The following is a 25,766-nucleotide window of genomic DNA, read 5'->3' as shown; positions in this document are numbered from 1 at the left end:
CCTTGTCTCTGGTCTCCCCAAGACCTACAAAAATCCCAGCTTCTTTGCCCCTACTATCCCAGGACGACTGGATAGCGAGTTTAGAAACCGGGATTTTTGTTGAGACTACTAGTAGTCTGCCAAACGTAAAGGTGTAGCTTGGGTCACGCCAGCGCTGTATCCATCCAACCGATTAGGACTCATACAACCAATGCTGATAGACCACCGGCTAGCCTCTAGGACACCCAAGTAGATTTGGGCATGAGGCAGTGGATATGGTAAGCCCCCGCTTCCATACGGCCAATACGGGCATCCAGCGCCAAGCTCGCTAGGGAGTAGGCGTCCAGCGCCGTTAGCCTCTTTTCATCTTTGATGCGATTAACGAGCGTTAGCGCCGCCTGGTTCATGGCTTCCATAGCGTCGGCGTTGACCGCATGGGTAACGAAATCCGTGCGGGTATCCTTCATCGGCAGCGCAGCCATGGCGGGACCGTCGGTTTTAGACAGCATGCAATACACACCCTTGAGCTGATTAACGACTTCGGCTACCCGAATATCGCCATAGGTGGCCATGTAGCGGCGGGCATCGCTGCTGTTCAGGCCCTTCCATTCCGCCAGAAACTTGATCGTTTCCTCTTCCATAATGCGGATGGCCTTGTTCATGTCGCGGTCGTAGCCCACAGTCATCCAGTGGGTGTCGGATTCAATTCGGGGCCAAGACAGGGGCTTCTTCTTGATGACCTCTACCGTGAGGTTGAGTTCGTTGAAGGCCGACTCTACCGCCGTCAGGTTGATTTCGCCGTTGCCCTGCACCGCGTGGGAGTCACCCGACCATAGCAGTGCCCCTTCCACAAATACAGGCAGATAAACCGTTGTGCCTTCTACCATTTCCCGGCAGTCCATGTTGCCGCCAAAGGGGCCAGGAGGAACGGTGCTGTACTGGCCGCTCTCGGCGCGGGCTACGCCCAAAATGCCGGGGAAGGGCCGCACCGGTAGCTCGATACCGGGTAGGAATTCGGTCTTGCCGCGAGCCATATCCAAGTAAAAATACTTGGCCTGAGGTTCGGGGAAAAGCTTGGGAAATTGACCCAAACCCAACTCACCCGGCAGGTTCCAGTTGCAGCCGTAGGTGCGGGGAACAATCCGGTTAATTTTTACCTTTAGAACGTCGCCCGGCTCGGCCCCTTCAATAAATACAGGCCCAGTAATGGTGTGAGGGCCACGGCCAGGATTATCGACCCGCAGGCGAGTGATTTCCTCAATGGAAACGCCAGGAAGCACTTGGTTTTGGGAGGCCATCATCGTTTCGAGGATGATGGTATCCCCCGACTTAATACGGGCGCGGGGCGTTTCGGCATTGTTGAACCAGCCCCACTGCACAGTTTCATCCGTAGCAGGCAGGAGATAGACGCCCCCCTGATACTGGCCCACAAAGCCCTCCTTCAGCGCGATCATTTCCTCACGCTTCGTCTGGGCCTTGCCCTTAGAGGGACGCAGCACAGCCGCGGCAGCCGCCGTCGCAGCAGCACCCAACAAAAAATCACGACGTTTTGCCACAGATGAAAACCAATAAACAAACCGAAAACATGGGGAATTATTTGTTAAGGGTTCTTGCGAATGTGTAGCCTTTATTACGTTCGCGTTTTGGTTCTGACAATCAGAGCCTGTTGGCTGTCCGCCTAGGTTGCCTCATGCGGCCGATCGCACCCCTAAAACTCGATCGCCTTTGCTTCTAACTCCGCAGACAAATAAGCATTGCGATCGCATCCGATTAGATACTGCCGGTACACCACCGCCTGACCTTCTCTGACCATCTGAAGGCTCACATTCTTTCCTTGGTAAAACACCTCCGCGATCAACCGCCCGAAGCGATCGCGGTTGAACGTCCTCAACCTCATCGATGAACCCACTGGCATGAGTTGCTTAAGGCGATCGCCCCATCCCAAAAACACCGCAGAGCCAAGAAGATAGGCTCAAGCCTCAGCATCACTCTTGATGGGCTGCAATTAACCTTGCATCAATGAGTCAGTTGAAGGGCGGGAATGTGCGCGTAAGCTTCTGGATTCTCTACTTGAGCCTGACGTAAATCGTATTGGGCTTGCAAGTTCATCCAAAATTGAGGGCTATTGCCGAAGTACTTGGATAAGCGCAGGGCTGTGTCTGCAGTGATGCTGCGCTTCTCAGCCAGAATTTCACTAATGCGGGTCTGCGGAACCCCAATAGCCTTACTGAGGCGATAGGGCGTGATTTCCAAAGGCTCGAGAAAGTCTAGCCTCAGAATTTCTCCGGGATGAATGTTAGGCAGTCGATTTTCGTCCATGACCAGTTAGCTCAGTGGTAGTCTACGATTTCAACTTGGTCGGCATTATTCTCAGCGGTCCAAACAAAGCAGATTCGCCATTGATCGTTGATCCGAATGCTGTATTGCCCCTTGCGATCGCCTGCGAGTTTTTCTAGCCGGTGGCCAGGGGGGACCCGTAAATCATTGACGGATGTTGCTGCGTCGATCAGTAGCAGCTTACGCAAGGCAGCTCTTTGAATATCTGGCGGGTAATCGCGAGACTTAAAACCCTCAAAGATGAGCTTAGTTTCGTTGGAGCTGAAGCCGATGATCACGATACTACTGCGCTACGTTACTACCGTCAAGCAGTAGTATTATGCTGTGCCTTGGTCACATTTCGCTCCTCTGCGATCGCGCAAATCTTGGAATCACTGTGCGTCCTTGGGTGTGCACAAAGACCTGCAGGCGATCGCAACTTCTATCTCGCCATACAAGTCCCTGTTCTAGAAGCCTGAGGCCTGGCCATCCTTACGCGGATCGGAAGCGGCGACATAGCCTCGGGGCTGTCGCCAAATGATTTGTCCACCACCCAGTCTGGGTTCTGGCTGCCGCTCTAGGCGATGACCGCGACGAGTCAAGCTGGCATAGGTTGCTGACGGGAACCCGGGTTCAATCCGCACGGTGCCGTTGGTTTGGGCTTCCCAGCGAGGGGCTTCGATCGCCGCTTGGACATTCTCGCCGCGATCTAAAAGGCGATGCAGGAGCTGCACCTGTGCCTGAGCTTGGAGCGGCCCGCCCATAACGCCAAAGGCGGCGAGGGCTTGACCATTCCGCGTCAAAAAACCCGGCGTCAAGGTATGAAAGGGTCGTTTCTGGGGCCCCACCTGATTGGGATGTCCGGGGGTGAGAACAAAGCAAGCCCCACGATTATTGAAAGTCAGCCCTGTGCCCGGGACCTCGACCCGCGCCCCAAATCCCTGATAGTTGGACTGAATCAAGGACACCATTCGCCCCTGAGCATCGGCAGTGCAGAGGTAGACAGTGCCGCCCGTCGGAGTGCTTTGAGTCGCATAGGTTGCTGCCACTTTGGGACTGAGGGTGGCGGCGAGGCGATCGAGTCGTCGGGGATGGAGCAGTTCAGCTGGCGTCAGAGGCATCCAATCTAGATCCCCGAGTTCGCGATAGCCCAGATCGAGGGCAGCTCGCACCACTTCCAGCAGCCGATGTTGATTCGTGCCGCTTTCACTCGCGGCTTCTGGTCCGCGCCAACGCTTGAGCAGTTCCAAGGCAATCGGCGTAATTATGCCTTGGCTGTTGGGTGGCAAGGCCCAGACCTCTGCCCCGCTGTAGCTGACCGAAAGAGGTTCCACCCATTCCACTTGATGCTCGGCCCAATCTGCGAGGGTTTGTCCGCCACCGGCTGCCTGAGCCGCTGCGATTATTTTCCGAGCCAGATCCCCGCGATAAAACGCCTCGCCATGACTCTCAGCAATTTGGCGGAGACTCTGGGCAAGTTCTGGATTGCGCTGCCATTCTCCGACGGTTGGGGCGGTCTCTGGGGCATAGAAACGCCACCAGTAGGCCACTTGAGGGGCGATCGCAAACCCTTCTTCTGCGTGGCGAATGGCTTCTTGGAACAGTTGGGCGAACGGGAGCTGTCCCCAGCGATCGGAGAGTGCGACCCACGCAGAAACGGCTCCGGGCACCGTGACGCTCTCCCATCCCTGCTGGGGCATCTGCGGTAAGTGTGCAAACCGTTCCGGGGTCCAAGCCTTGGGCGATCGCCCGGACGCATTCAAGCCATAGAGGCGATCGCCCGTCCAGATTTGGGCAAAGGTGTCGCCACCAACACCGTTTCCTGTCGGTTCGACAACCGTGAGGGTAATGGCCGCTGCGATCGCGGCATCAATGGCATTACCACCAGCACGCAGCGCTTCAATGCCTGCAGCAGTCGCGAGTGGATGCGAGGTGGCAACCACATTCTGGGCATAGATAGGGCTGCGCCCCAGCCGCCTCGCAACAGAAGTCATGCCTGACTTTGGGCGATCGCGACCCAATCAGAAATGTCATCGCTCTCAAGGTTGATGTCGGCAAGCAATGTGCTGGAGAGATAGCGTTCACTGCCGGAAGGACAGACCGCTACGATGCGCTTCCCCGCATTTTCTGGGCGTTTGGCAACCTGTAATGCAGCCCAAACAATGGCTCCACTGGAGATGCCGAGGGGAATGCCTTCGCGGGCAGCACAGGTGCGAATCACTGCGATCGCATCCTCTTCGTAGGCCGAGAGGACTTCATCAATGAGACTGTGGTCGACTAAGGGGGAAACAAAATTAGGGCCCATTCCAGTCAGCTGATGCGATCCGGCCACCCCACCAGAGAGAACGGGCGATCGCGCCGGTTGAACGGCAATGCTTTGCAAGCTGGGTCTCAAGGGCTTGAGGTAGCGGGAAATGCCCATTAGGGTTCCACCCGTCCCGACACCTGCCACGACAATATCGACCTCACCTTCGGTATCGCGCCAAATTTCTGGCCCTGTGGTTGCTTGATGAATGCTGGGATTCGCCGGATTTTGAAACTGTTGCAGAATCACACTGTCTGGAATTTCCTGTTGCAAGGCTTGCGCTTTGGCAATACAGCCGAGCATCGCTTCCGCCGCAGGGGTGAGAACGACTTTTGCCCCAAGCAGTTTGGCCAAGCGGATCCGCTCAGCACTGACGCGATCGGGCATGACGAGAATCAGCCGCAACTGTTCAGCCGCCGCTGCAAAAGCCAAACCAATTCCGGTGTTGCCGGTGGTGGGTTCGATCAGGGTAGTTCCAGCGGTAATCAGTCCCTGCGATCGCGCCGACTGGATCAAGTTAAAAGCTGTGCGATCTTTGACACTTCCCAGCGGATTCAAATATTCCAACTTGAGCAGCACTTCCGCGATCGCCCCATATTGCTGAGCTGTCTCTTGGAGGCGTACCAGCGGGGTATTGCCGATCCATTCCGTTAGTCGATTGAGAATTTGCGGCATTACTCTTGGCTTAAAACCTACTGACAGTAATGGTTTTGGCTTGGATTAGCCTGCCCTCTGGGTTACAAAACGGTGCATTTGGGATGATTCATATAGGGTAGCCAACCGAAGTTAGTTGGCTGACTACTGCTTGGGCCAGAAAATGACTCCTGCGATCGCTGCAATCACGATGATTAAAGGCTCTGGCAACTTTTTACCCAGTTTCCATGAGCTAATTAAAGCAATGAGCCCAATCAAAAATGTAGGGAGATCGTGAAGAGATTGTCGTCCTAGAACAACAACAGCTCCTGCGATTGCCCCAGTAGCTGCGACAGTAACACCATTCACAAACGTAGAAATCTTAGGGTTCTTCCCATGCTTTTTAAAATAGGGTGCGGGAATTACTGTCAGAAGATAACAAGGAATAAACATTGCGATCGCTGCAACGCAAGCCCCCGGAAATCCAGCCACTAGAAAGCCAATAAAGCCCGTTGTAATGACAACCGGTCCTGGTGTAATCATTGCAACAGCAACAGCATCTAAAAATTGCTGGGAGTTGAGCCAACCAAAGTCTTTAACTACACCGCCATACAAGAAGGGAACAATCGCGAGTCCACTGCCAAATACAAATGCACCTGCTTGGGTAAAAAAGAGTGCAATCTGACCGAGCAAACTTGTAGTCGCAGTGGGTACTGCTGCCAAGAGAGGAATCAGAGGCAACCCGATGAAACTATTCAAGCGGTTCTGCTTAATCCAGTGCTTAGGTGGGAACTTGATGAGTAAAACAAGAGCCCCAGAACCCAAGATCAGCTCAACTCGTTCTGATTCTGTCACAATTGTCGTAACAGCATTAACCAAATAAATGCTCCACAATAACCAGCTTGTTCCAACTGTTTTTCGCGTTAATTTATATGCACTGATAGCAATGATGCCAATGACAGCAGCTCCGACGCCATAAAACACTGCCTGCATCCAATTTAAGCCACCATAAAGGGTGTAAGCCCATCCCAGTGCAACAACGATTAGGAAAGAAGGCAGGACAAAGGCAAATCCAACTAATGCTGACCCTAGAAATCCATAGTGGACATAACCCAAATAAAACGATAGTTGCGCTGCTAGTGGACCAGGGGCGACTTGAGCCAGGGTCAGTCCTTCTTGATACTCTGCATCAGAGACCCATTGGCGTTCTTCCACGAGATCCCGATGCATATAGCCAACTAAGGCGATCGGGCCGCCAAAGCCAAGTGTTCCCAGCTTCAGAAAATACTGGGTCAGCTGCTTGAGCGAATATACTGGCTGGACATGAGTGAAAGATTCAGAATCTGTCATTTATAGAACAAGAGAATGAAGACTAGGTCAGAGAACTAATTAAATGATGATTTTTGGTTATTTCATTGATTCCAAGGAAACCGCAACAATCATTTCTTGATGCAATCATGCTTGAAATCAACAGACCTTAATTAATGTGATCGTTGAGCACCTTAATCATCGTCCTCTTCTTCTGTATCGGCGGGTAAAGTCTTTGCGTCCCAAGCGATCAATCGTTCCCAGCTTTGTCGTAGCCACGCGATTCGTTGTAAGCGCTTGAAGCCACTCAGGGTCAGCAAGGTAAAAAAGGCTCCGATCAGGCCAAGTTGCCAAAGGCCACAGCCAATCACAGCACCCAAAGCAGCTGTAATCCAAATGGTGGCGGCGGTGGTTAGGCCACTAACGCGAGGCCGACCCGATCGCTTGGTTTTGGGAGCGCGTTGCAGAATTAGTCCAGCTCCAAGAAAGCCCACGCCTGCAGCAACCCCCTGCACGGTTCGGCTAAGGGCATTGATCGCAGCAAAGCTGCTGTCACCTTCTGCTTGCAATGGCACCATCACAAACAGTGCAGACCCCATCGCCACAAGAGTGAAGGTTCGCATTCCCGCCGGTCGTCCTCCTCTCTGACGATTGAGCCCAATCACGGCACCTACCAACATCGCTAACAGCAGCCGATAGGAGAGACCGAGCCAGTCGCCTTGAGGAAGAAAGATCACATTCATAGTTAGGTGCTCATGGCTCTCTTGTCTGAGCGCTATTCACTCCGGGGTGCTAGCGCGATCGGCCGGTTCTGAAGCGCCTTGAAATCAAGCCAGAGTTGTGGTTAAAGGCCACGGCTGCGCTTGCTATAGGAGAGTGCATAAACGCCTGAACGGAACTGCAAGACCGGATCGTTGGTCGGTTCAATTCCATCACTTAAGACCAGCGGATCATAGTTGATTCCTTCGCAGGCGGCTCCTGGCTGTGGAGAAGCAGCCGTCAAAGTCAGGGTTCCAACTTTTACCTGCTGGCGATCGCTCGGCCAGGCGATCGTTGGATTATCTTCCGCATCGCCGGGCTGACCCAGCGTGATCCAGAAGTCCCATTTCACTGGACTTTGTTGCGTTCTTTCAATCAGTTTCTGTTCCAAAAAATTGGCAGGTGCCGCTTGGAGTTCCGCATCCGTCAGTCGCTTTTCACCATCTTGGGGGACAAACTGCCAACGCACGAGACGGGTTTGATTGGTTTGATTAATGAACTTAAAGGCGTGTAGACCAAAGTAGCTTGTGTTGGCATAACTAGTTGGAGGATTGTTACTAGCGAGAAAGGCAGCCTGAGCTTTATTCTCTGGATACTTTTCACGGAATGCCTTCACCTTTTCGGGATCGGGTTTTCCTGTTGTAGGGTCTGGTCGAATTGCCAGTATGTTTTCATAAAACCCCTCTGGACTGGCGACCCCGAAGACAGGGGTATTGATCAGTGCCATGTTCAAGAAGCGATTATTCGGCAACTGGAACTGAAGCCCGAGGCCACGTGGATTTTTGGCAGTGTCAGGGGCTTTCGGATTGCCTCCTGCGAGGGAGAAACGAGCCACAACGGGAATAGATTTGCCTGAGAAGAGGGGCGATCGCGAGTAGGTCTTGGCTTCAGCCGTCGCGACAAAATTGCCAACAGCACAAGTCCCTTTGATGTGGTTGCGCCGTTGCCCTACGTTGACTCCAAATGTCCCTTCAATGGCACTCAAGACTTGATCAGGTGTGACCCCTGTCGCAGCAAAGCTAACCGTTGCAATACCAATGCTGGCAACAAGGGTAGCAAGAGCGATCGCTAGCCAACGGAACCAACGGTTTCGAATACGGATCATGGTGTTTTCAACAGCGGAGGAATAAAAAACAAGCAGGGAATGAGCAGATTTCAGCAGTGTTTCTGCTAGCGAGCGGCACCAGCAGTCGTTGCTTCAGGCACTTCAATCAAACGACCCGATCGCACATCGTAGAGATAGCCATAGATCGGGATATTGGCAGGGACTAAAGGATGCTTCCGAATACGCTGCACATCCTCAACCACACTCTGAATAGGGTCATCAATGGTTAGCCAGTGAATGTATTTCCCTTCCTCTGAACCTGGCCCTTGTCCGACATTGGTGAATCCATCGGGGCCTAAAACAGCGGTTTCTAAGCTGTTCGCTAGCAGATTGCCAATCACCGAATTCGTGAAGAACTCCATACCGCAATCGGTGTGATGAATCACAAACCACTCTTTGGTGCCGAGCAGCTTGTAGGAGATGACGAGCGAGCGAATCGCATCATCACTGGCACGGCCTCCAGCATTGCGAATGACGTGGGCATCACCCTCTTTCAATCCGGCATACTGCGCGGGATCAAGCCGGGCATCCATGCAGGTCAAGATGGCGAACTGCCGAGCTGGTGGCAGTGCCAAGGATCCCTTGGTTCCAAACGATTCCGCATAGTTTCGGTTCGCCTGCAAGACTTCTTCTAAAACCGCCATCGCAACGCTCGCCTGTGGCACAGCACAAAAACATCGGTATGTCGGTCAAGTTTTAGGTCATTTTCGAGCGACAACAAGTGCTCTAGGGATCTAGCCAAGCAAGGCGATCGGTGTAAGGCAAAGCAACACAGCCCGCTGATCCTGCGCTTGGAGCAACCTCAGGCTATGTAAATTTCCCTGAGACACCCATTAATCCGTGAGTTTTGTCAAGTCTCAGGGGGGACATTTTTTCGAGAGAGTCCCCCTCTAAACTAATTTGCCTAATCTCTATCGGTTTAGAGTAGTTTTCATGGGCTTCCGTTCTTTCCTCCCGCTTCGGCCTGGTATCAAACGATCGCTGGCAGGTGGTTTAGCCGCCGCGATCGCAGCAGGCAGCTTTGCCACAACCGCCGGAGCGCGCAACGCTCAAACCAGCGCAGCAGGGTCCACCCCGCAGCAGGTCGCACAAGCAAAACAAGAGCTGGTGCTGGTGTCCTATGCAGTCACCAAGGCTGCCTACGATCGCATCATTCCAAAATTCACTGCTAAGTGGAAACGCGAGAAGGGACAAGATGTCACCATTCGCGGTAGCTATGGCGGTTCCGGTTCGCAAACCCGTGCGATCCTCGACGGTCTGGAAGCGGATATCGCAGCTTTGGCCTTGGAATCGGATACCGCTCGCCTAGAACGAGCTGGTTTGATTGGCAAAGGCTGGCAAAAACGCCTGCCCAACAACTCCAACCTCTCTAGCTCTGTGGTGGTGATTTGCACCCGCAAAGGCAATCCCAAGAAAATCAAAGGCTGGTCTGATTTGGCTCGGCCTGGAGTTCGCATTGTGACCGCCAACCCCAAAACCTCGGGTGGGGCTCGTTGGAACTTCCTCGCGCTCTACGGTTCTGTGGCCAAGAATGGCGGTACCGAGAAACAAGCCTTCGACTTCGTGAAGAAGGTCTATGACAACGTCCCCGTATTGGCTAAGGACGCTCGCGAATCCACCGATATCTTCTACAAGAAGAATCAGGGTGATGTACTTCTGAACTACGAGAACGAAGTCATCTTGGCGCGCCTCAACGGTGAAGATGTGGGGAACTGCATCACGCCGCAGGTCAACATTGCGATCGAAACACCGATCGCTGTCGTCGATAAGATCGCGAATAAGCGCAAGACCAAAGCGATCGCAGATGCCTTTACCCGCTTTGTCTTTACCCCTGAAGCCCAAGAGGAACTGGCCAAAGTCGGCTTCCGGCCTGCTAATGCAGCCGTCGCTCAGAAATATCGCAAGAATTTCCCGCCGATTCAAAAGCTATTCAACATTAGAAGCTTTGGCGGCTGGGCTGCAGCAGATAAGAAGTTCTTCTCTGACGGCGGCATCTTCGACCAAATCCAAGGCCGCTAATCTCCCCTAACTCGTCCTCATCGCCCCCCATCGACAGCCCCGAGTGTGCAAGCTCGGGGTTTTTTTGTGTAGCAGGTACTTCACCGTGGACTATGGGCGATCGCCCCATGCTGAGCAGAGACGGATTGGGATCGCCCACCGCATCCTTCAACATCCCCTAACAATAAAGAGAGTGATCCCGAGGGGTAGCGAATGAGCGCGATGGACCTTGCCCAGCTCGCGAGGCAACTGGAGAGTGAGCAATCGCGCGATCGCCTGATTGCGCTGGCTTCTCTGCGGGACGTTGAGGCTGAGGATGCCGTCCCTTTGATTAAAAAAGTGCTGGCTGATGAAAGTATCCAAGTGCGATCGATGGCGGTTTTTGCCCTTGGGATCAAGCAGACCCCTGAGTGTTTGCCCTTGCTCCTAGAGGTGCTGGAAACGGAGGACGATTACGGCATTCGAGCCAGTGCAGCCGGAGCGCTCGGTTATCTCCAGGATGAACAAGCCCTAGAGCCCCTGCTGCGCGTGTTCTACGAAGACACGTCTTGGCTGGTGCGTTTTAGTGCAGCGGTAGCGCTGGGGAATCTGCAAAATGCACGGGCTCGGGATGCTCTGATTCAAGCCCTGGATAGTGAGGAAGTGTTGCTCCATCAAGCTGCGATCGCAGCCTTGGGTGAAATTGGGGCGATCGATGCGGTCGATCAGATTTTGCGCTTTGTAGCCGCTGAAGACTGGCTGGTTCGTCAGCGCTTAGCAGAGGCACTCGGAAAGCTTCCCTGCGATAAGGCCTTATCAGCGCTGCGTTACCTCGTTAAAGATAGCCATCCTCAAGTCTCTGCTGCTGCAGAACATGCCTTACAACAACTGGAACTAGGAACAACTGCTCAGTCTGAGAGTGATGACTTCCTGGTATGAAACAAATGGTGAAGAAAGCGATCCCCACACGTATCCTCGACTACAGTAATAGATGAAGCCACTGGGCTTCAGACAACAGAAAAGAATCCACTCCGTAGTGGATCAGCTGTTAGTTGAGAGGTAACCAAACACTGTCTCACACTGCCTTCTCTCAGGATTTGGAACGATACTTGATCGCTCATCGACTCGTCCTCCTCTAAGGTTTTGGGAGCAACTTCCGATTGAATCGGGTCTGCCTCTAAATAAACTTCAGACAGTTGAGGATAACCACCGATTTGTAGCTTGATAGAATGTTCCAATCTTCATCAGAAAGACGTCTTTCCTGTATCAAGTCGAATATCCATTTCAGCGGATTCGGTTCCGTCATTACGACAGGTTATCTGCCTGGTTACGCAACAAGATCTTGTTCGGTTTCACAGTTCAACAGACAAATCAAAAAGCGCACCCTAGGGATTGCTCGCCCAACGAGCCGAACTAGAACTGGGTGCGCTTTTTGTTGTAAATACTGGGAAAACCCTAGGTTGAGACCTAGTTCAGACCTTCAATCTTTGATGAGTTGCGTCCTTTCAAACTGTGGATTTGACAGAGGAGCGTTTCAACTTCAGCTTGCAAGACCAAGAGTTCAGCTTGATGATCAGTGCTGTACAACGATTTAAGTCGATCAAGGCTGGTCGTTGAGGCAGCCGGAGCGGGACGATCGAGAACTGCGTTGCTCATTGTGCCGTTTAATGAAACTTAATGACTGAAGCTTTGCGCATAGTACGCACCCCTTGAGGAATCCGCAAGGGCTGAATCGGGATTTAAGATTTGCTTAAGACTAGGCCGAGAGCTGAGAGTCGCTGGCATTGAAGAGATCGAAAGTCTGGCGGCAGAACTGTTTCAGACGATCGCAGACATCAGAAGCTGGTGTTTTGGGGCCGCGAATCTGCCAATCTGCGATCGTGGACAGCCGCCACTGTTCCCCGACATGACTCAGTCCAACCGCATCAATCCCCAGTAAGCGGCGATCGCCTGTTTCGGAGGTCGGTAACAACCGGACTTGCACCAAAATGCTGCGGCTCTGAAAGCGGGGGCTCCAACCTGGCAAATGGAAACCGATATCGATCGAGTCGGGATCAAGCCATTGTTCTGTCTCAGGGTCATTGCGCCACGGTTTGAGATCGGCGCGAGCATCGGGGAACTGCTGCTTGAACAAGTTGACGAGCGTGGCTATCTTGCTGGCCAGTTGCACGTTAGTAGCTTGTTCGGCTGCATTCACGACCCGAAGACCCCGTCGCATGGGCGCAGAAGCGCGTTCGTTGTTGGGTAGACTAGCGCAATCTTTCGGGGGAATGGCATCAGCGCCTACAGGATAGGCGATCGCTCTCCCGTAGGCTTGAAATGACGTGGATGTTTCGGAGGCTGGTAGCCGTCGATGTACGAGAAGATTCAACCCCCCAGCGAAGGCAGCAAAATTCGCTTTGAAGCCGGCAAGCCGATTGTTCCCGACAACCCGATCATCCCTTTCATCCGTGGCGACGGTACCGGCGTTGATATCTGGCCGGCAACTGAGCGTGTTCTTGATGCAGCCGTTGCCAAAGCCTATGGCGGTCAGCGCAAAATCACTTGGTTCAAGGTCTACGCTGGCGACGAAGCCTGCGACCTCTACGGCACCTATCAATACCTGCCGGAAGATACGCTGACGGCGATTCGGGAATATGGCGTTGCCATCAAAGGTCCGCTGACCACGCCGATCGGTGGCGGTATTCGATCGCTGAACGTGGCGCTGCGGCAAATCTTTGACCTCTATGCCTGTGTGCGTCCCTGTCGCTACTACACCGGTACACCTTCACCGCACCGGACGCCGGAACAACTCGATGTGGTGGTCTACCGCGAGAACACTGAGGACATCTACCTCGGCATCGAATGGAAGCAGGGTGACCCCACCGGCGATCGCCTGATCAAGCTGCTGAATGAGGACTTTATTCCCAACAGCCCCAGCTTGGGTAAGAAGCAAATCCGTCTCGATTCCGGCATTGGCATCAAGCCGATCAGCAAAACCGGTAGCCAGCGCTTGATTCGTCGTGCGATCGAGCATGCGCTGCGCCTCGAAGGCCGTAAGCGTCACGTCACCCTTGTCCACAAGGGCAACATTATGAAGTTCACGGAAGGAGCCTTCCGGGACTGGGGTTATGAGCTAGCGACGACGGAGTTCCGCACCGACTGTGTCACCGAGCGGGAAAGCTGGATTCTCTCGAATCAAGAGAAGCAGCCTGATATCAGCCTGGAAGAAAACGCCCGCATGATTGAGCCGGGCTACGACTCCATGACGCCTGAGAAACAGGCAGCGGTCGTGGCTGAAGTCAAAGAGGTACTCGACAGCATCGGCGCGACCCACGGCAATGGTCAGTGGAAGTCCAAAGTGCTGGTGGACGATCGCATTGCCGACAGCATCTTCCAACAGATTCAGACTCGCCCGGGCGAATACTCGGTGCTGGCGACGATGAACCTGAACGGCGACTATATCTCCGATGCGGCAGCAGCGGTCGTCGGCGGTCTGGGCATGGCGCCTGGGGCGAACATCGGCGATGAAGCGGCGATCTTTGAAGCGACCCATGGCACGGCACCCAAGCATGCTGGCCTCGATCGCATCAACCCCGGCTCTGTCATCCTTTCTGGCGTGATGATGCTGGAGTATCTGGGCTGGCAAGAGGCCGCCGACCTGATTACCAAGGGCATCAGCCAAGCGATCGCCAACCGCGAAGTCACCTACGACTTGGCACGCTTAATGGAACCAGCAGTCGATCAGCCGCTCAAGTGCTCGGAATTTGCCGAAGCAATCGTCAAGCATTTCGACGATTAGGCGATCGCGACAAAGCAAACTGGTAAGTTGGTGCTCAGACGTCTTGTCCGGAGCACCTTTTTTGATGGCTGCGGCTGCCAGCTTGGCCGATTGGAAGGCCGCATCTGCACCGTTTCCACTGTCGGAGCGCAGTGGGGGTGAACTGGCACGTCTGGGTGATCCCGACTGGTGGGTGCCGCCCGATCTCGATGCTTTAGCGGAGCTGATGCAGAAAGCCGCAGCTGAGGGCTGGCGAGTCCTACCAGCGGGACGCGGCACGCGACTGGATTGGGGCGGACTCGGAAACCCTGTCAATGCGGTGATTAGTACGGCTGGCTGCGATCGCCTGATTGAACATGCGGCGGCTGACCTGACAGTGACCGTGGAAGCGGGCATGACCCTTGGGCAACTGCAAGCCATTCTCGCGGAGGCTGGTCAGTGGCTGCCCTTTGACCCGATCGCCGGTGACTCCTCGAGTTTGGGTGCCTTGGTCGCCACAGGTATGTCGGGATCACTGCGCCATCGCTACGGTAGTTTGCGCGACTTTTTAATTGGCATTGCTTTCCTACGCCACGACGGACAGTGGGCGAAGGGCGGTGGCCGCGTCGTTAAGAATGTCGCTGGCTACGACATGATGAAGCTGCTACATGGCTCTTGGGGCAGCTTGGGGCTGATTGGCAAGCTGACCTTCCGCACCTATCCGCTTCCCAGTGCTTGGAGCACGATCGCTTGCCAAGGCGATCGCGAGGCGATTTTGCAACTGCGATCGCAACTGATTCGTAGCGACCTCACCCCCGTTGCTTTTGATTTGCTCGCTCCCGCGACGGCTGAACGCTTGGGGCTGCGATCGCAGTGGACGCTGCTTCTACGCTTTGGCTCGGTGGCTATCAGCGTGCAGGAACAACAACAGGCTGTTGAGGCACAGGCAACCCGCTTGGGTCTGGCAGCAATGACTGTCGAGGAAACGGTTTGGAGCCAACTGAATCACGCCTGTGAGCCACAAACCAACGCCGCAACGCTGTTGAAGCTAGCGCTTTTGCCCAGTCAGTTACCGCAGTTCCTCACAGAATTAGAGGCGATCGCGCCGGAAGCCTTGGGGCGAATCCATGCGGCGAGTGGAGCAGGTTGGTTGATGTGGCCGGAAACAACGCCGACCGTTGAGACGATCTTGCGGCTGCGGCGCAGTTGTGAGGTCGCTGAAGGATTCCTATCGGTCTTGGCAGCGCCGATCAGCTTGAAGCAACAGCTGGATATTTGGGGCTATCCCGGTCAAGGGCTAGCGGTGATGCGATCGATCAAACGACAATTTGATCCGCAATTCCGATTAGCCCCCGGACGCTTTTTGGCTGGTTTAGAGGAGTAAGTGTGGCTGAAACGACAAGCGCGATCGCAGCGGCGACACCGCACCTCACCGACGCCTGTGTTCACTGCGGCTTTTGCCTCTCGGATTGCCCTAGCTATCGCGTTCTAGGACGCGAGACGGATTCCCCGCGCGGTCGTGTCTACTTAATGGACAGTCTCAAGCAGGGACGCATTGAGCTGACCGATACGGTCGTTGAGCATTTCGATAGCTGCTTGGGTTGTTTGGCTTGTACTAGTGCTTGCCCATCAGGGGTGCAGTACGACCAACTGATCGACCAGATGCGGCAGCGCATCGCCCAAGAACACCAGCGACCTTGGCCAGAAGCGCTGTGGCGGAAGTTGCTGTTTACCTTCTTGCCCTATCCCCAACGATTGCGCCCAATTCTGCGACTAGGGCAGATCTACCAATCATCTGGACTGCAAGCCTGGGTCAACCGCCAGCCACTCTTGCAAAAGTTTCCACAACTGGCAGCAGCCTCTGCCCTCTTGCCACCGCTGAGTGAATCGAGCTTCCGAGACGATTGGCCAACCGTGCTACCCGCCCAAGGCGATCGCCGCTTCCGTGTAGGTCTGCTGCTGGGCTGCGTGCAACGGCTGTTTAATCCCGAGGTCAATGCGGCGGCAGTGCGGGTGCTGCAAGCTAACGGCTGCGAAGTTGTGATCCCACCCCAGCAGGGATGTTGCGGCGCGGTTGCCCATCATCAAGGGGAGATGCAGCAGGCACAAGATCTGGCGCGCGCCGTGATCACCAGCTTTGAGGCAGAAAATCTCGATGCCATTTTGGTGACGGCTTCTGGTTGTGGTCACACCCTCAAGCATTACGGCGACATTTTGGCCAATGATCCCGAGTGGAGCGATCGCGCTCAGAAACTAGCCGATCGCGTCCAAGATGTTCAAGAATTTCTGGCCAATGTTGGTCTGACGACTGAACTACAACCGCTGCAAGATGCACCGTTGGCGATCGTCTACCAAGACGCTTGCCATATGTTGCACGGCCAGAAAATTTGCAATCAACCACGGCAACTGTTGCAGCAAATTCCTGGCGTGGAATTGCGAGAGCCCGTCGATGCCCAACTTTGTTGCGGTAGTGCAGGCATTTATAACCTTGTTCAACCTGAAATAGCCGCTGAACTCGGCCAGCAAAAGGCGCGATCGCTAGCAGCAACGGGTGCCCAAGTCATTGCATCAGCCAACATTGGTTGCTATGTGCAAATTCAACGCCACTTGCGAGAACAAGGACTGAACTTGCCAATCTTGCATCCTCTACAGTTGCTTGACCAAGCGATCGCATCTTCTAGCAGTAGTCAGATTTAATGTTCAATTGATTGAAAATCAGCTTTAATTTAGCCATAAAAGTTATCTTTAATTGCAGGCTTAATTATTGAATTTTGCGTACATGTAGATTGCATCTCAGTAGCCTTTATGAGCTCATTAACATCCCTACAGGTCGAGTGCTTCGTTTCGAGGGTTCATTTTAGGTAAAGAGATGCCAGCATCGGTCAATCGCCGCTCGAGCAGCACTGTATAGATTGGCCGGTTGCCCAGGCCATGCGCGACAAGAGTTGCGGCTAAGCAGCTGACCATAATGGGCAAAATCAACCAGTAATTACTTGTAATTTCAGTCGTTAAAAGAATGGCTGTCAGCGGCGCTTGAACAGTCGCAGCGACAAGTGCCCCCATCCCCGCGATCGCCAGCACTTCAGGCTGAGGCAATAATTCTGGCAACCAGTTGACGGTTAACTGCCCCAGTCCCAGAGAAAACAAAGTAGCGATCGAGAGTAGCGGGGCAAAGATTCCGCCAGGTGCCCCTGAGCCATAGCAGAGGAGCGTTAGAGCAAATCGTACGCTGCACAGCAATAGCAATGTGCGGACTGGCTCGACCGTATCAAACGCCCAAAGCACCAGATTTTCGCCACTGTTGGTTGCGGGGGGATAGAGCCAGCTAACTAAGCCAATGAAGCCACCAACGCCCAGCCCTGTTAGCCGCAAAGGCAACCCTTGGAGGGTGGCGAAGCGGTCAAGACTCCAGACCAGCAACCGGTTAAAGCTATAGCCGACCGCCCCACAAGCCAGCCCCAGCAGCACAAACACCCAGAGGGAAGAGAGGGGCGGTGCTCCAAACTGCGTCAGCTCGATCGTGGGTCCCTTGCCCAGCAGGAGTTGGGTGCTAATCGTCGCGGTGATGCAAGCGATCGTCACGGCCTGATATGCCCCTAGCCGGTTCTGAAAGGTGGGCCGCATCTCTTCGAAGACGAAGACAATTCCCGCCAGGGGCGCATTAAAGGCGGTCGCCAAGCCAGCACCGGCACAGGCTGCTACCAACACCCGTGCCTGCTCAGTCGAGGCTCGACACCAGCTCGACACCATCTGACCGATCGCCCCACCCATTTGAATCGTTGGGCCTTCGCGACCCATCACCATGCCGCTCCCCAGCGTCAAAATGCCGGCGAGGAACTTCACTGTTAGGACTCGCCGCCACAACATTGGGAAAAAACCAGCTAGCCAGCCTTCAATCTGGGGAATGCCGCTGCCCGAGGTATCTGGGGCATAGCGACGCATCAGATAAAACCCCAGTGCCACCATGCCACCAGACAGCAGCACCGAGGCCACCAGTTCTGGCCCCAAGGACAAGGACGCCAGCCACTGCACCCGACCGTTTAAGGTGGCTGAGGTCAGCCACCGAAAAGCTCCGCCCACCAGCCCCACCATCAACCCCGCGATCGCTGCCCAGAGCAGCACGAGGTTGAGGCCCTCGGAGGCTTCGAGAAAGCGTCTAAACCGCATCCGCGAAGCAAGGAGCGAGGAGACAAAGCTGTGGGAGTCTGGGGTCATGGGCAGGTTCAGGTTAGAGCGATCGCAGCAGGATCTGGGGAGACGGCCGTCTGGTGAATCACCGTCCAAGCCCGCAGAATTTCACCCACGGACCAAGCTTGGGCAATACAACCGCGCGGTTGAAAGGGCGGGTCGCCGTCAAAGATTTCGCTAACAGTTCCCAGCCCCGCAGTTTGCAAGTGATGGGCGATCGGCTGTAAGACCTGATCTGCCGAGGCGCGATCGCGAAAGACAGCATAGTGAGCGATCGCATAGACCCCCAGCAACCAAGCCCAAACGGTGCCCTGATGGTAGGCACTATCACGCTGGGTTTGGTCGCCGCCGTAATGTCCCTGATATTGGGGCTGATGGGGAGCCAAACTGCGCAGTCCAAAGGAAGTCAACAACTGCTGCCCGCAAATCGTCACCACCTGCTTTTGTTGGTCAGGCGTGAGTAGGGCGGGTTGATCGCGATCGCAACCGAGGGAAATTGCCAGTAGTTGATTGGTGCGCAAGCTGGGGTCAGCGCCCGTCGGGCTATCGAGCACATCGAAGCAGTAGCCTTTGTCCGGCTGCCAATACCGCTGAAATCCCTTGAGGGTTGCCTCTGCCAGCTGGTCGTAATCCGCGCTGGGCTGGCCTAAACACCGGGCAAAGTGAGCCAGCGATCGCAGGGCAGCGTACCAGAGAGCATTGATCTCGATCGGCTTACCCATGCGGGGCGTCACCACCCAGTCGCCGACCTTGGCATCCATCCAAGTCAGCTGTACGCCCGCTGTTCCAGCAGCAAGCAGACCATCTTGGCGATCGAGATGAATATTGAAGCGGGTGCCTTGCTGATGCCAATGAATAATGTTCTGCAGCACTGGAAAAATCTCAGTGAGCAAGGTTTTGTCCCCACTGAAATCAAGGTATTGACGGACAGCTTCTACGTACCAAAGGGTGGCATCCACCGTGTTGTAGTCCGCATCGGTGAGGGGATTGCCATCGTCAGGGAAGCGGTTGGGCAACATTCCCTGACTAACAAACTGGGCAAACGTGAGCAGAATTTCTCGGGCAAGGTTGGGCCGACCAGTCGCTAGCGTCAGCCCCGGCAAGCTGATCATCGTGTCTCGGCCCCAATCAGCAAACCAGTGGTATCCCGCCAGCAGGCTTTTCCCCTCGGGGTGCTTGGGGAGTGGGCGATCGACAACAAATTGATCCGCTGCTAGCACCAGTTGTCGAATCCAATCAGGTGCTTTCGCTGCAAGGTCCGGCTGCGCGTTGTGCCACTGCTGCAGCCTCGTTTGGGTTTGCGATTGGGTGCGCTGGAGGGAGGCTGCGGCATCGAAATCCGGCTTGGCCTCCGTGCTGGCGATCAGGCAAACGGTTTCTCCAAGCATGAGTCTGAGATGGCAAGACCCGACCAGCAGATTGTCGTCGCGATCGCTGAGTCCCCGCTCGGCTTCGATTGCCAGTTCAAAGCCCCGATACCATTCTTGGGCGATCGCCCAGTCGCCCTGCGGTGCCAGTAGATAGAAGGGGCTGGCTTGCGGCCAAGCTAATACTTTGAGGCCGTTCTCCACCGGCTGCACATCCATGCGCCAGTCACCGGCTTGGGTGCGGCTGTGGTAACTGCGGTAATTGACCAAGGTTTTGACAGTGAGCTGGAGCGGCAGACTGCCGCGCAGCAGCCGATAGGAGACATAGGTCGTGTTGGCTTTCGGCTCCATCCAAATCCGCTTTTCTAAAAGCGCATCAGCGATCGCAAATTGCCAAACCGGTATCGTGCCATCCAACCAAAACTGCTCCAGCTGCTCGTAGCCTCGAGGAGCAACGGTGCCATCGGCCCAGCGGGTCGTACTCAACGGCAATGACAGTTCGCCATAGTCGACTTGCTCATCGAGATGTGTGACTAGCAAGGTGCGATCGAGGGGTGGCTTCAGGGCTGCTACTAAAAGCCCGTGGTAGCCGCGAGTTGGCAGTCCAGCAACCGTGCCCGAGGCGTAGCCACCAATCTCGTTGGTGACCAGCCATTCGCGCTGCTGGGCGATCGCGAGATCACCACAGATCTCTCGGCCGAAAGTAATGGTCATCGTCGCAGGCCCCTAAAACGATGGCATCAAGCCCAGAGAGTCGTAGAAAGTCTCATCGTTTAGTTCTTGAATCAACTGCGCGACCAAGGCCGTCCAGCCAGTTTGCTGACTTGCCCCCAGCCCTTTGCCGGTATCGCCATGGAAATATTCATGGAACAGCAGCAGATCACGCCAGTGGGGATCGGTCTGGAAGCGTTCGATGTCGCCGTAGGTGGGTCGAGAGCCATCAGGCTGAGTGCGGAAGACATTGACCAGCCGTTGCGATAGTTCTTGGGCGACTTGCTTGAGTGTCATCAGTTGGCCTGAGCCAGTGGGACATTCAACCTGGAACTCGTCGCCGAGGTAATGGTAGTAGCGCTGGAGCGATTCGATCAGGAGATAGTTCATTGGGAACCAGATCGGGCCGCGCCAGTTGGAATTACCGCCAAAGGTCGCGCTGGTGGATTCTCCCGGTTCGTAGTCCACCCCAAAGCTGTTGCCTCGATAGTGAAGAACGAAGGGGTCTTGAGCATGGGCCTTGGAGATCGAGCGAATGCCGTAGGGCGACAAAAACTCGTCCTCATTGAGTAGTCGCTGCAGTAACCGCCGCAGCTGCTCGGGACTGGCGATCGCGAGTAGATGGCGTTGTTCGCTGCACTCCGTCGTCGTACAAACGACGTTGTTGATCAGTTCCGGGTGATGCTTGGCAGCCCAGTCCATCACCTCTTGGATGTCGGACAAGTCATGGACAAATTTGGGCTCCAGCGTCAGCACGGCCAGCATCGGCGCTAATCCCACCAAGGAGTAGACCTGCAGCTGCTCTTCGCTGTCATCGGGGAACCGGAGGGCACTGAAGTAGAAGCCGTGCGTCTCGTCCCACAGCGCCAAATTGTCATCGCCCATTTGATTCATCGCTTGGGCAATGTTGAGGAACTGCCGCACAAAGCTGCTGATTGCGTGGTCGTAAATCGTGCCTTGCTGATTCAGCTCCAGGGCGATCGCCAGCATGTTGAGCGAAAACAGTCCCATCCAAGCAGTGCCATCGGACTGTTCTAGGTAGCCACCCGTTGGGAGGGGAGCGCTGCGATTGAAGATCGTGATGTTATCCAGCCCTAGAAAACCGCCTTGGAAGAGGCTCTTATCGTCGCGGTCTTCGCGGTTCAGCCACCAGTAGTAATTTGGCAAGAGCCGCTGGAAGATCTGCTGTAGAAACTCGCGATCGCCCTCTCCAGTTCTGACCTTTTCCGATTGGTAAATCTTCCAAGCCGCCCAAGCCTGTACAGGCGGATTGACATCGCCAAAGGCCCATTCATAGGCCGGAATCTGACCCTTGGGACTGACGTAGTTGTCGCTCAGCAACAGGCGCAGCTGCTGTTTGGCAAACTCAGGGTCAATCAGCGCCATCACGACGCAGTGGAAAGCCCAGTCCCAAGCCGCAAACCAAGGGTATTCCCAAGTGTCCGGCATGAGGATGACGTCATTGGCGGAGAACATGCGCCAACTGGCATTACGTCCCTTCTGTCGCGGACTAGGTGGCGGTGGTTGTCCTGCATCGCCCTGTAGCCAAGTCTGCACTTCGTAGAGATAGACCTGCTTGCTCCAGAGCAAAGCAGCTAAGGCTTGACGCTGAATCAGGCGATCGCCGTCGCTCAGTTTGGGAAAGAGCGTTTGGTAAAAGTCGTCGGCTTCCTGCTGCCGTTGGCTGAAGCTGTCAGCAAAATCGGTGTCAAAAGCAGCAGTCTGGGGGCGATCGCAAAAGCGAAGTTGGAGCGTGATCGTCTCGCCTGCTGGCACTTCTAAGCGATAACAAGCAGCGGCCTTCGTGCCAGTCTGAGCCGGATTGACCGCCTCGCGATCGCCTTGAATCAGATACTGGTGAAACGCATCCTTGACGTAGGGCGACGGATTAGTGCTGTCAAACAGTCGCGCAAAGTTTGTTTCATTGTCGGTAAACAGCAGCTCAAGCTCAGCACCATCCACCCGATCGCAGTAAAGCCAGCGATCGCCGTAATCGCGATGACTGAGTTGAATCGTCTGGTCATCAACTTGCGTGAGTCTGCCAGCGGCTACTTCCCCTGTCCAAGTCCAGGTATTGCGCAGCCACAGGGTCGGTAGCACTGCGATCGGGGCGGTTTGCGATCCATGATTCGTGATCTGGAGGCGAATGCCAAGATCAGATGGAGTTGCTTTTGCGTATTCCGCTTCGATATCGAAATAGCCGCCGTCAAAAATGCCGGTATCGAGCAGCTCATACTCCGGATCAAATTTCGATCGCTGGCCATTTACAGCGACTAGTTCCTCGTAGGGATAGGCTGCTTGAGGATATTTGTACCGCCAGCGCATGTAGCTGTGGGTGGGCGTGTTGTCGACGTAGAAGTAGTATTCTTTGACGTCTTCTCCGTGGTTGCCCTCAGAATTTGTGAGGCCAAATAGGCGCTCTTTCAGAATTGGATCGTTGCCATTCCAAAAAGCCAGCGCAAAGCAGATATTGGCTTGGCGATCGCAAAAACCACCTAGCCCATCTTCTCCCCAGCGATAGGCTCGCGATCGCGCATGGTCATGGGGGAAATAATCCCAAGCATCGCCACCCGCACTGTAGTCTTCGCGCACCGTGCCCCACTGTCGTTCGCTCAGATAGGGTCCCCATTGTCGCCAAGGCGAATTGGGGGCCACGCTCTGCTGAATTCGCTGTTGTTCAGGATTCATGAGGCTGTTCCAAGCTGAGACAAATGGGGCGATCGCGATGATGGCAGTGGCTGAAAATGATGATTCGAAATCTATTGATTGTTGTGCTGACTAAGGAAGAATTGAGCGATCGCTTGATTCAGAGCTGACAGACAAGTTCTCTGGAATCGACCAATGCGATCGCGACTCTCAAGTTCGGCGATTCAGCTATTCGTCACTGACGAACATTTACTGCTCGTGGTAATTCCAGAGCAATCCGCCATCTGCAAAGATCGTTGTACCCGTGATGTAATCTGCATCCGGTGATGCGAGGAATAGGACTAAGGAAGCAATATCTTTCGGCTTGCCAAGACGCTTTAAGGGGATGTTCCCGAGGAGTGCATTGAGCTCGGTTGGATTGTTCAACAGATTTGTATTGATTGGCGTCTCGATCGCGCCCGGAGCGACGTTGTTGATCGTAATCCCGTACTCGCCCAGCTCGACTGCCAGATCGCGAGTCATCATTTTGATGCCACCTTTGCTGAGGCAATAGGAAGCAAAATTGGGGAATGGTAACTCTTCGTGGACTGAGCTGATATTGATAATCTTGCCAGGCCGTTTTGTTTCTAAAAGATGTTGCACTAAAGCTTGAGTGGCAAAAAAAGCACCCTTGAGATTGACATTGAGGACCATGTCATAATCCGCCTCAGTCACCTCCCAGAAAGGAGCCCGCCGTTCCATGCCGGCGTTGTTGACTAAGATATCGAGCTTGCCAAAGTGCTTGATGCTTTCGGCAACGAGATTACGAACCTGAGTGACATCGCCCAGATCAGCCTGCACCACGTAGCCTTCTGGCGCATGATCTTTGGCTAAATGACATTGAGCGCCCGCTGCTTCTACCTGTTTGCGAGTCTCTTCCGCGCCTTCTGGGTGAGAGCGATAGTCAATGACAACGCTGGCTCCTTCCGAGGCAAGCCGAATGGCAATTTCTTGGCCGATGCCTTGGCTGCTGCCAGTGACGAGAGCGATTTGATTATCGAGTTTTCCCATGGGTAGTCATCCTTGAGTTGGTTTGTGAGAGCTGGCTACGGATCAAAATCGTGAAAACGCAGATTCACCTAGCCCAGCCGCTCGAGCAGGTGATCACCCACCCGTAGAGCGTTGGCAATGATCGTCAAGGTCGGGTTGACCGCAGCACTGGAGCAGAAAAAGCTGCTGTCGACCACATAGAGGTTGTCGACATCGTGCGTCCGACAGTTGAGATCGAGCACCGATGTCGTCGGGTCTTCCCCAAAGCGACAGGTACCGCACTGGTGTCCCAACACCTGAATGGGCGAACTGCTGCGAGGATAGAGGTTAAAGGGAATGACGTGATCGGCGCGATCGACCGCTTTCAGAATGTCGATCCAACGGTGAATCAGTCGTTGAGTCGACTCAGTGTTGTTAGGGGTGTAGTCCAAATGAATTTGATCGTTGACGACCCGCACCCGATTACTGGGATCGGGCAGGTCCTCGGTCTGGAACCACCAGCCCACTGAATGCTGAGCTGCAGTCTGGTACTGAGGCCCTAAATCAACATCCAGCTTGGGAGCAATCTTGAGGAGCGAGGCCAGCAGCCCTGGTGCTTCAGCTGGCATCATATCGGGCAGTACGTTTCCCGTATTTTGGATGAAGCCCATCGGGTAGTCGTAACCGTCTTCGCCCCAATAGAAATCACTGACTGCGATCGTTTTTTGATAGACCGACTCGTTTTTCTTGGCGTTGAGCGCCACCATCGCCGTTGTCAGGTGCTTCATGAAGTTGCGCCCGACCTGATCAGAGCTGTTGGCTAGGCCATTGGGATGGCGATCGCTCGCTGAGCGAAGCAACAATGCGGCGGAGTTTGCAGCCCCGCAACTGACCACTACGACATCGCCACTAAACAAGACAGTCTCACTGCCAATTTGGGTTTCAACGGCTGTGACCTCACTGCCTGACTCATTAGTCAGTAACCGCAACACCTTGGCCTCAGTCTTGAGGGTGACATTCGGGTAAGTCAGTACCGGCCTGACTGTGTTGACTTCACTATCGGCTTTGCCCCGAACCAAACAGGGAAAGCCATCACAGCTATCGCACCGAATACAGTCCCAGAGGGCGCGTTCCGTCTCGTTGAGCTTGAGCCCCACTGGCAAATGAAAAGGTTTTAGCCCCTGCCCCTGCAGCCCGTCATAAATCTCCTGCATGCGGGGTTCATGACTGACTGCTGGATAGGGGTAAGGAGTTTGGCGGGGTGGCGCAGTCGGATCATTGCCATCCTCGCCGTGAACATCAAATAGAGCTTCAGCTTGGCTGTAGTAGGGCTCAAAGTCCGCGTATTTCAGCGGCCACTCGGGCGAGATTCCATCCCGATGTTGGACGGCTTCAAAGTCGCGCTCCCGCAGACGCAGCAGGGCAGCGCCATAAACTTTGGTATTGCCTCCAACCCAGTAGCTCATCTGGGGACGAAACGCCTTGCCTTCCTTATCGATCCACTGATCGTGGGTGTGATAGCGTTCCTTGCCGTAGACCTCGGTTGCGCTCCAGTTTTCCTTTTCGCGGGGAAGATAAGTCCCTTGCTCAAGAATTAGAATCTTCTTGCCGCTTGGAGCGAGGCGATGGAGTAGCGTTCCTCCTCCGGCACCCGTGCCAATGATGACGATGTCGTAGTGTGTTTGATTAATAGCCATTGGAAAAAAGTCTTAGGCGTTAGCAGCA

Annotated in this window: 21 protein-coding genes; 5 read left to right on the top strand and 16 right to left on the bottom strand. The window is 54.6% G+C overall.

The features are described from left to right. Positions 1–215: 215 nt before the first annotated feature. The 10 genes from DOP62_RS02760 to DOP62_RS02715 form a co-directional block, all read right to left on the bottom strand. Positions 216–1,535 carry an acetamidase/formamidase family protein gene (locus DOP62_RS02760; protein ID WP_208672793.1) on the bottom strand — a complete coding sequence of 440 codons (1,320 nt, stop codon included), beginning with the start codon at positions 1,533–1,535 and terminating at the stop codon, positions 216–218. 152 nt (positions 1,536–1,687) lie between these two features. Next, on the bottom strand, positions 1,688–1,930 hold the full coding sequence (locus DOP62_RS02755) for a thermonuclease family protein (protein WP_208672795.1): 243 nt from the start codon (positions 1,928–1,930) through the stop codon (positions 1,688–1,690). A 65-nt stretch (positions 1,931–1,995) separates the two neighbouring features. Further along, entirely contained in the window at positions 1,996–2,298 is a 303-nt protein-coding gene (locus tag DOP62_RS02750; protein WP_208672797.1) for a HigA family addiction module antitoxin, read from the bottom strand. A gap of 11 nt (positions 2,299–2,309) precedes the next feature. Beyond that, on the bottom strand, positions 2,310–2,594 hold the full coding sequence (locus tag DOP62_RS02745) for a type II toxin-antitoxin system RelE/ParE family toxin (protein WP_208672799.1): 285 nt from the start codon (positions 2,592–2,594) through the stop codon (positions 2,310–2,312). 168 nt (positions 2,595–2,762) lie between these two features. Next, on the bottom strand, positions 2,763–4,289 hold the full coding sequence (locus DOP62_RS02740) for a gamma-glutamyltransferase family protein (RefSeq protein WP_208672801.1): 1,527 nt from the start codon (positions 4,287–4,289) through the stop codon (positions 2,763–2,765). Continuing rightward, positions 4,286–5,275, bottom strand: a complete 990-nt coding sequence (cysK, locus tag DOP62_RS02735; RefSeq protein WP_208672802.1) for a cysteine synthase A — start codon at positions 5,273–5,275, stop codon at positions 4,286–4,288. Before cysK ends, DOP62_RS02740 begins: the two co-directional genes overlap by 4 nt. 123 nt (positions 5,276–5,398) lie before the next feature. Continuing rightward, positions 5,399–6,583, bottom strand: a complete 1,185-nt coding sequence (locus DOP62_RS02730; protein WP_208672803.1) for a chromate transporter — start codon at positions 6,581–6,583, stop codon at positions 5,399–5,401. 152 nt (positions 6,584–6,735) lie between these two features. After that, positions 6,736–7,284: an MgtC/SapB family protein gene (locus tag DOP62_RS02725; protein ID WP_208672804.1), complete on the bottom strand. Its 549-nt coding sequence runs from the start codon at positions 7,282–7,284 to the stop codon at positions 6,736–6,738. Between the two features lie 101 nt (positions 7,285–7,385). Then, entirely contained in the window at positions 7,386–8,405 is a 1,020-nt protein-coding gene (locus DOP62_RS02720) for a catalase family peroxidase (protein ID WP_208672805.1), read from the bottom strand. A 65-nt stretch (positions 8,406–8,470) separates the two neighbouring features. After that, entirely contained in the window at positions 8,471–9,049 is a 579-nt protein-coding gene (locus DOP62_RS02715) for a beta-class carbonic anhydrase (RefSeq protein ID WP_208672806.1), read from the bottom strand. A 289-nt stretch (positions 9,050–9,338) separates the two neighbouring features. Between DOP62_RS02715 and DOP62_RS02710 the strand changes: the two genes are divergently transcribed. Together DOP62_RS02710 and DOP62_RS02705 are read left to right on the top strand one after the other, a co-directional pair. Beyond that, positions 9,339–10,424, top strand: coding sequence for a sulfate ABC transporter substrate-binding protein (locus tag DOP62_RS02710; protein ID WP_208672807.1), 1,086 nt, complete (start codon positions 9,339–9,341; stop codon positions 10,422–10,424). 192 nt (positions 10,425–10,616) lie between these two features. Continuing rightward, entirely contained in the window at positions 10,617–11,321 is a 705-nt protein-coding gene (locus tag DOP62_RS02705; protein ID WP_338430570.1) for a HEAT repeat domain-containing protein, read from the top strand. An 817-nt stretch (positions 11,322–12,138) separates the two neighbouring features. Here DOP62_RS02705 and DOP62_RS02700 read toward each other — a convergent pair. Further along, on the bottom strand, positions 12,139–12,600 hold the full coding sequence (locus tag DOP62_RS02700; RefSeq protein ID WP_425330087.1) for a hypothetical protein: 462 nt from the start codon (positions 12,598–12,600) through the stop codon (positions 12,139–12,141). Positions 12,601–12,735: 135 nt separating this feature from the next. Here DOP62_RS02700 and DOP62_RS02695 point away from each other — a divergent pair, with 135 nt between their 5' ends. The 3 genes from DOP62_RS02695 to DOP62_RS02685 all read left to right on the top strand — a co-directional run bounded on the left by DOP62_RS02695 (position 12,736) and on the right by DOP62_RS02685 (position 16,818). Continuing rightward, on the top strand, positions 12,736–14,163 hold the full coding sequence (locus DOP62_RS02695; protein WP_208672808.1) for an NADP-dependent isocitrate dehydrogenase: 1,428 nt from the start codon (positions 12,736–12,738) through the stop codon (positions 14,161–14,163). Positions 14,164–14,227: 64 nt separating this feature from the next. Next, a complete protein-coding gene (locus DOP62_RS02690) occupies positions 14,228–15,505 on the top strand; it encodes an FAD-binding oxidoreductase (protein WP_208672810.1) in 1,278 nt (425 codons plus the stop codon). A gap of 2 nt (positions 15,506–15,507) precedes the next feature. Next, positions 15,508–16,818, top strand: a complete 1,311-nt coding sequence (locus DOP62_RS02685; protein WP_208672812.1) for a (Fe-S)-binding protein — start codon at positions 15,508–15,510, stop codon at positions 16,816–16,818. Between the two features lie 126 nt (positions 16,819–16,944). On the opposite strand, the gene clcA is transcribed toward DOP62_RS02685, so the two are convergent. The 5 genes from clcA to DOP62_RS02660 form a co-directional block, all read right to left on the bottom strand. Continuing rightward, positions 16,945–18,336 (bottom strand): H(+)/Cl(-) exchange transporter ClcA, encoded by a 1,392-nt coding sequence (gene clcA, locus DOP62_RS02680; protein ID WP_370538853.1) that lies wholly within the window; start codon positions 18,334–18,336, stop codon positions 16,945–16,947. A gap of 8 nt (positions 18,337–18,344) precedes the next feature. Continuing rightward, on the bottom strand, positions 18,345–20,390 hold the full coding sequence (locus DOP62_RS02675) for an amylo-alpha-1,6-glucosidase (RefSeq protein WP_370538852.1): 2,046 nt from the start codon (positions 20,388–20,390) through the stop codon (positions 18,345–18,347). A gap of 12 nt (positions 20,391–20,402) precedes the next feature. Further along, entirely contained in the window at positions 20,403–23,075 is a 2,673-nt protein-coding gene (locus DOP62_RS02670; RefSeq protein WP_208672813.1) for an MGH1-like glycoside hydrolase domain-containing protein, read from the bottom strand. Between the two features lie 207 nt (positions 23,076–23,282). After that, entirely contained in the window at positions 23,283–24,083 is an 801-nt protein-coding gene (locus tag DOP62_RS02665) for a glucose 1-dehydrogenase (RefSeq protein ID WP_208672814.1), read from the bottom strand. A 68-nt stretch (positions 24,084–24,151) separates the two neighbouring features. Next, entirely contained in the window at positions 24,152–25,738 is a 1,587-nt protein-coding gene (locus tag DOP62_RS02660; RefSeq protein WP_208672815.1) for a GMC oxidoreductase, read from the bottom strand. Between the last annotated feature and the right edge of the window lie 28 nt (positions 25,739–25,766).

It is taken from the genome of Synechococcus elongatus PCC 11801 (assembly GCF_003846445.2).
Taxonomy (GTDB): domain Bacteria; phylum Cyanobacteriota; class Cyanobacteriia; order Synechococcales; family Synechococcaceae; genus Synechococcus; species Synechococcus elongatus_A.
This window is presented reverse-complemented; position numbering and strand designations above follow the sequence as displayed.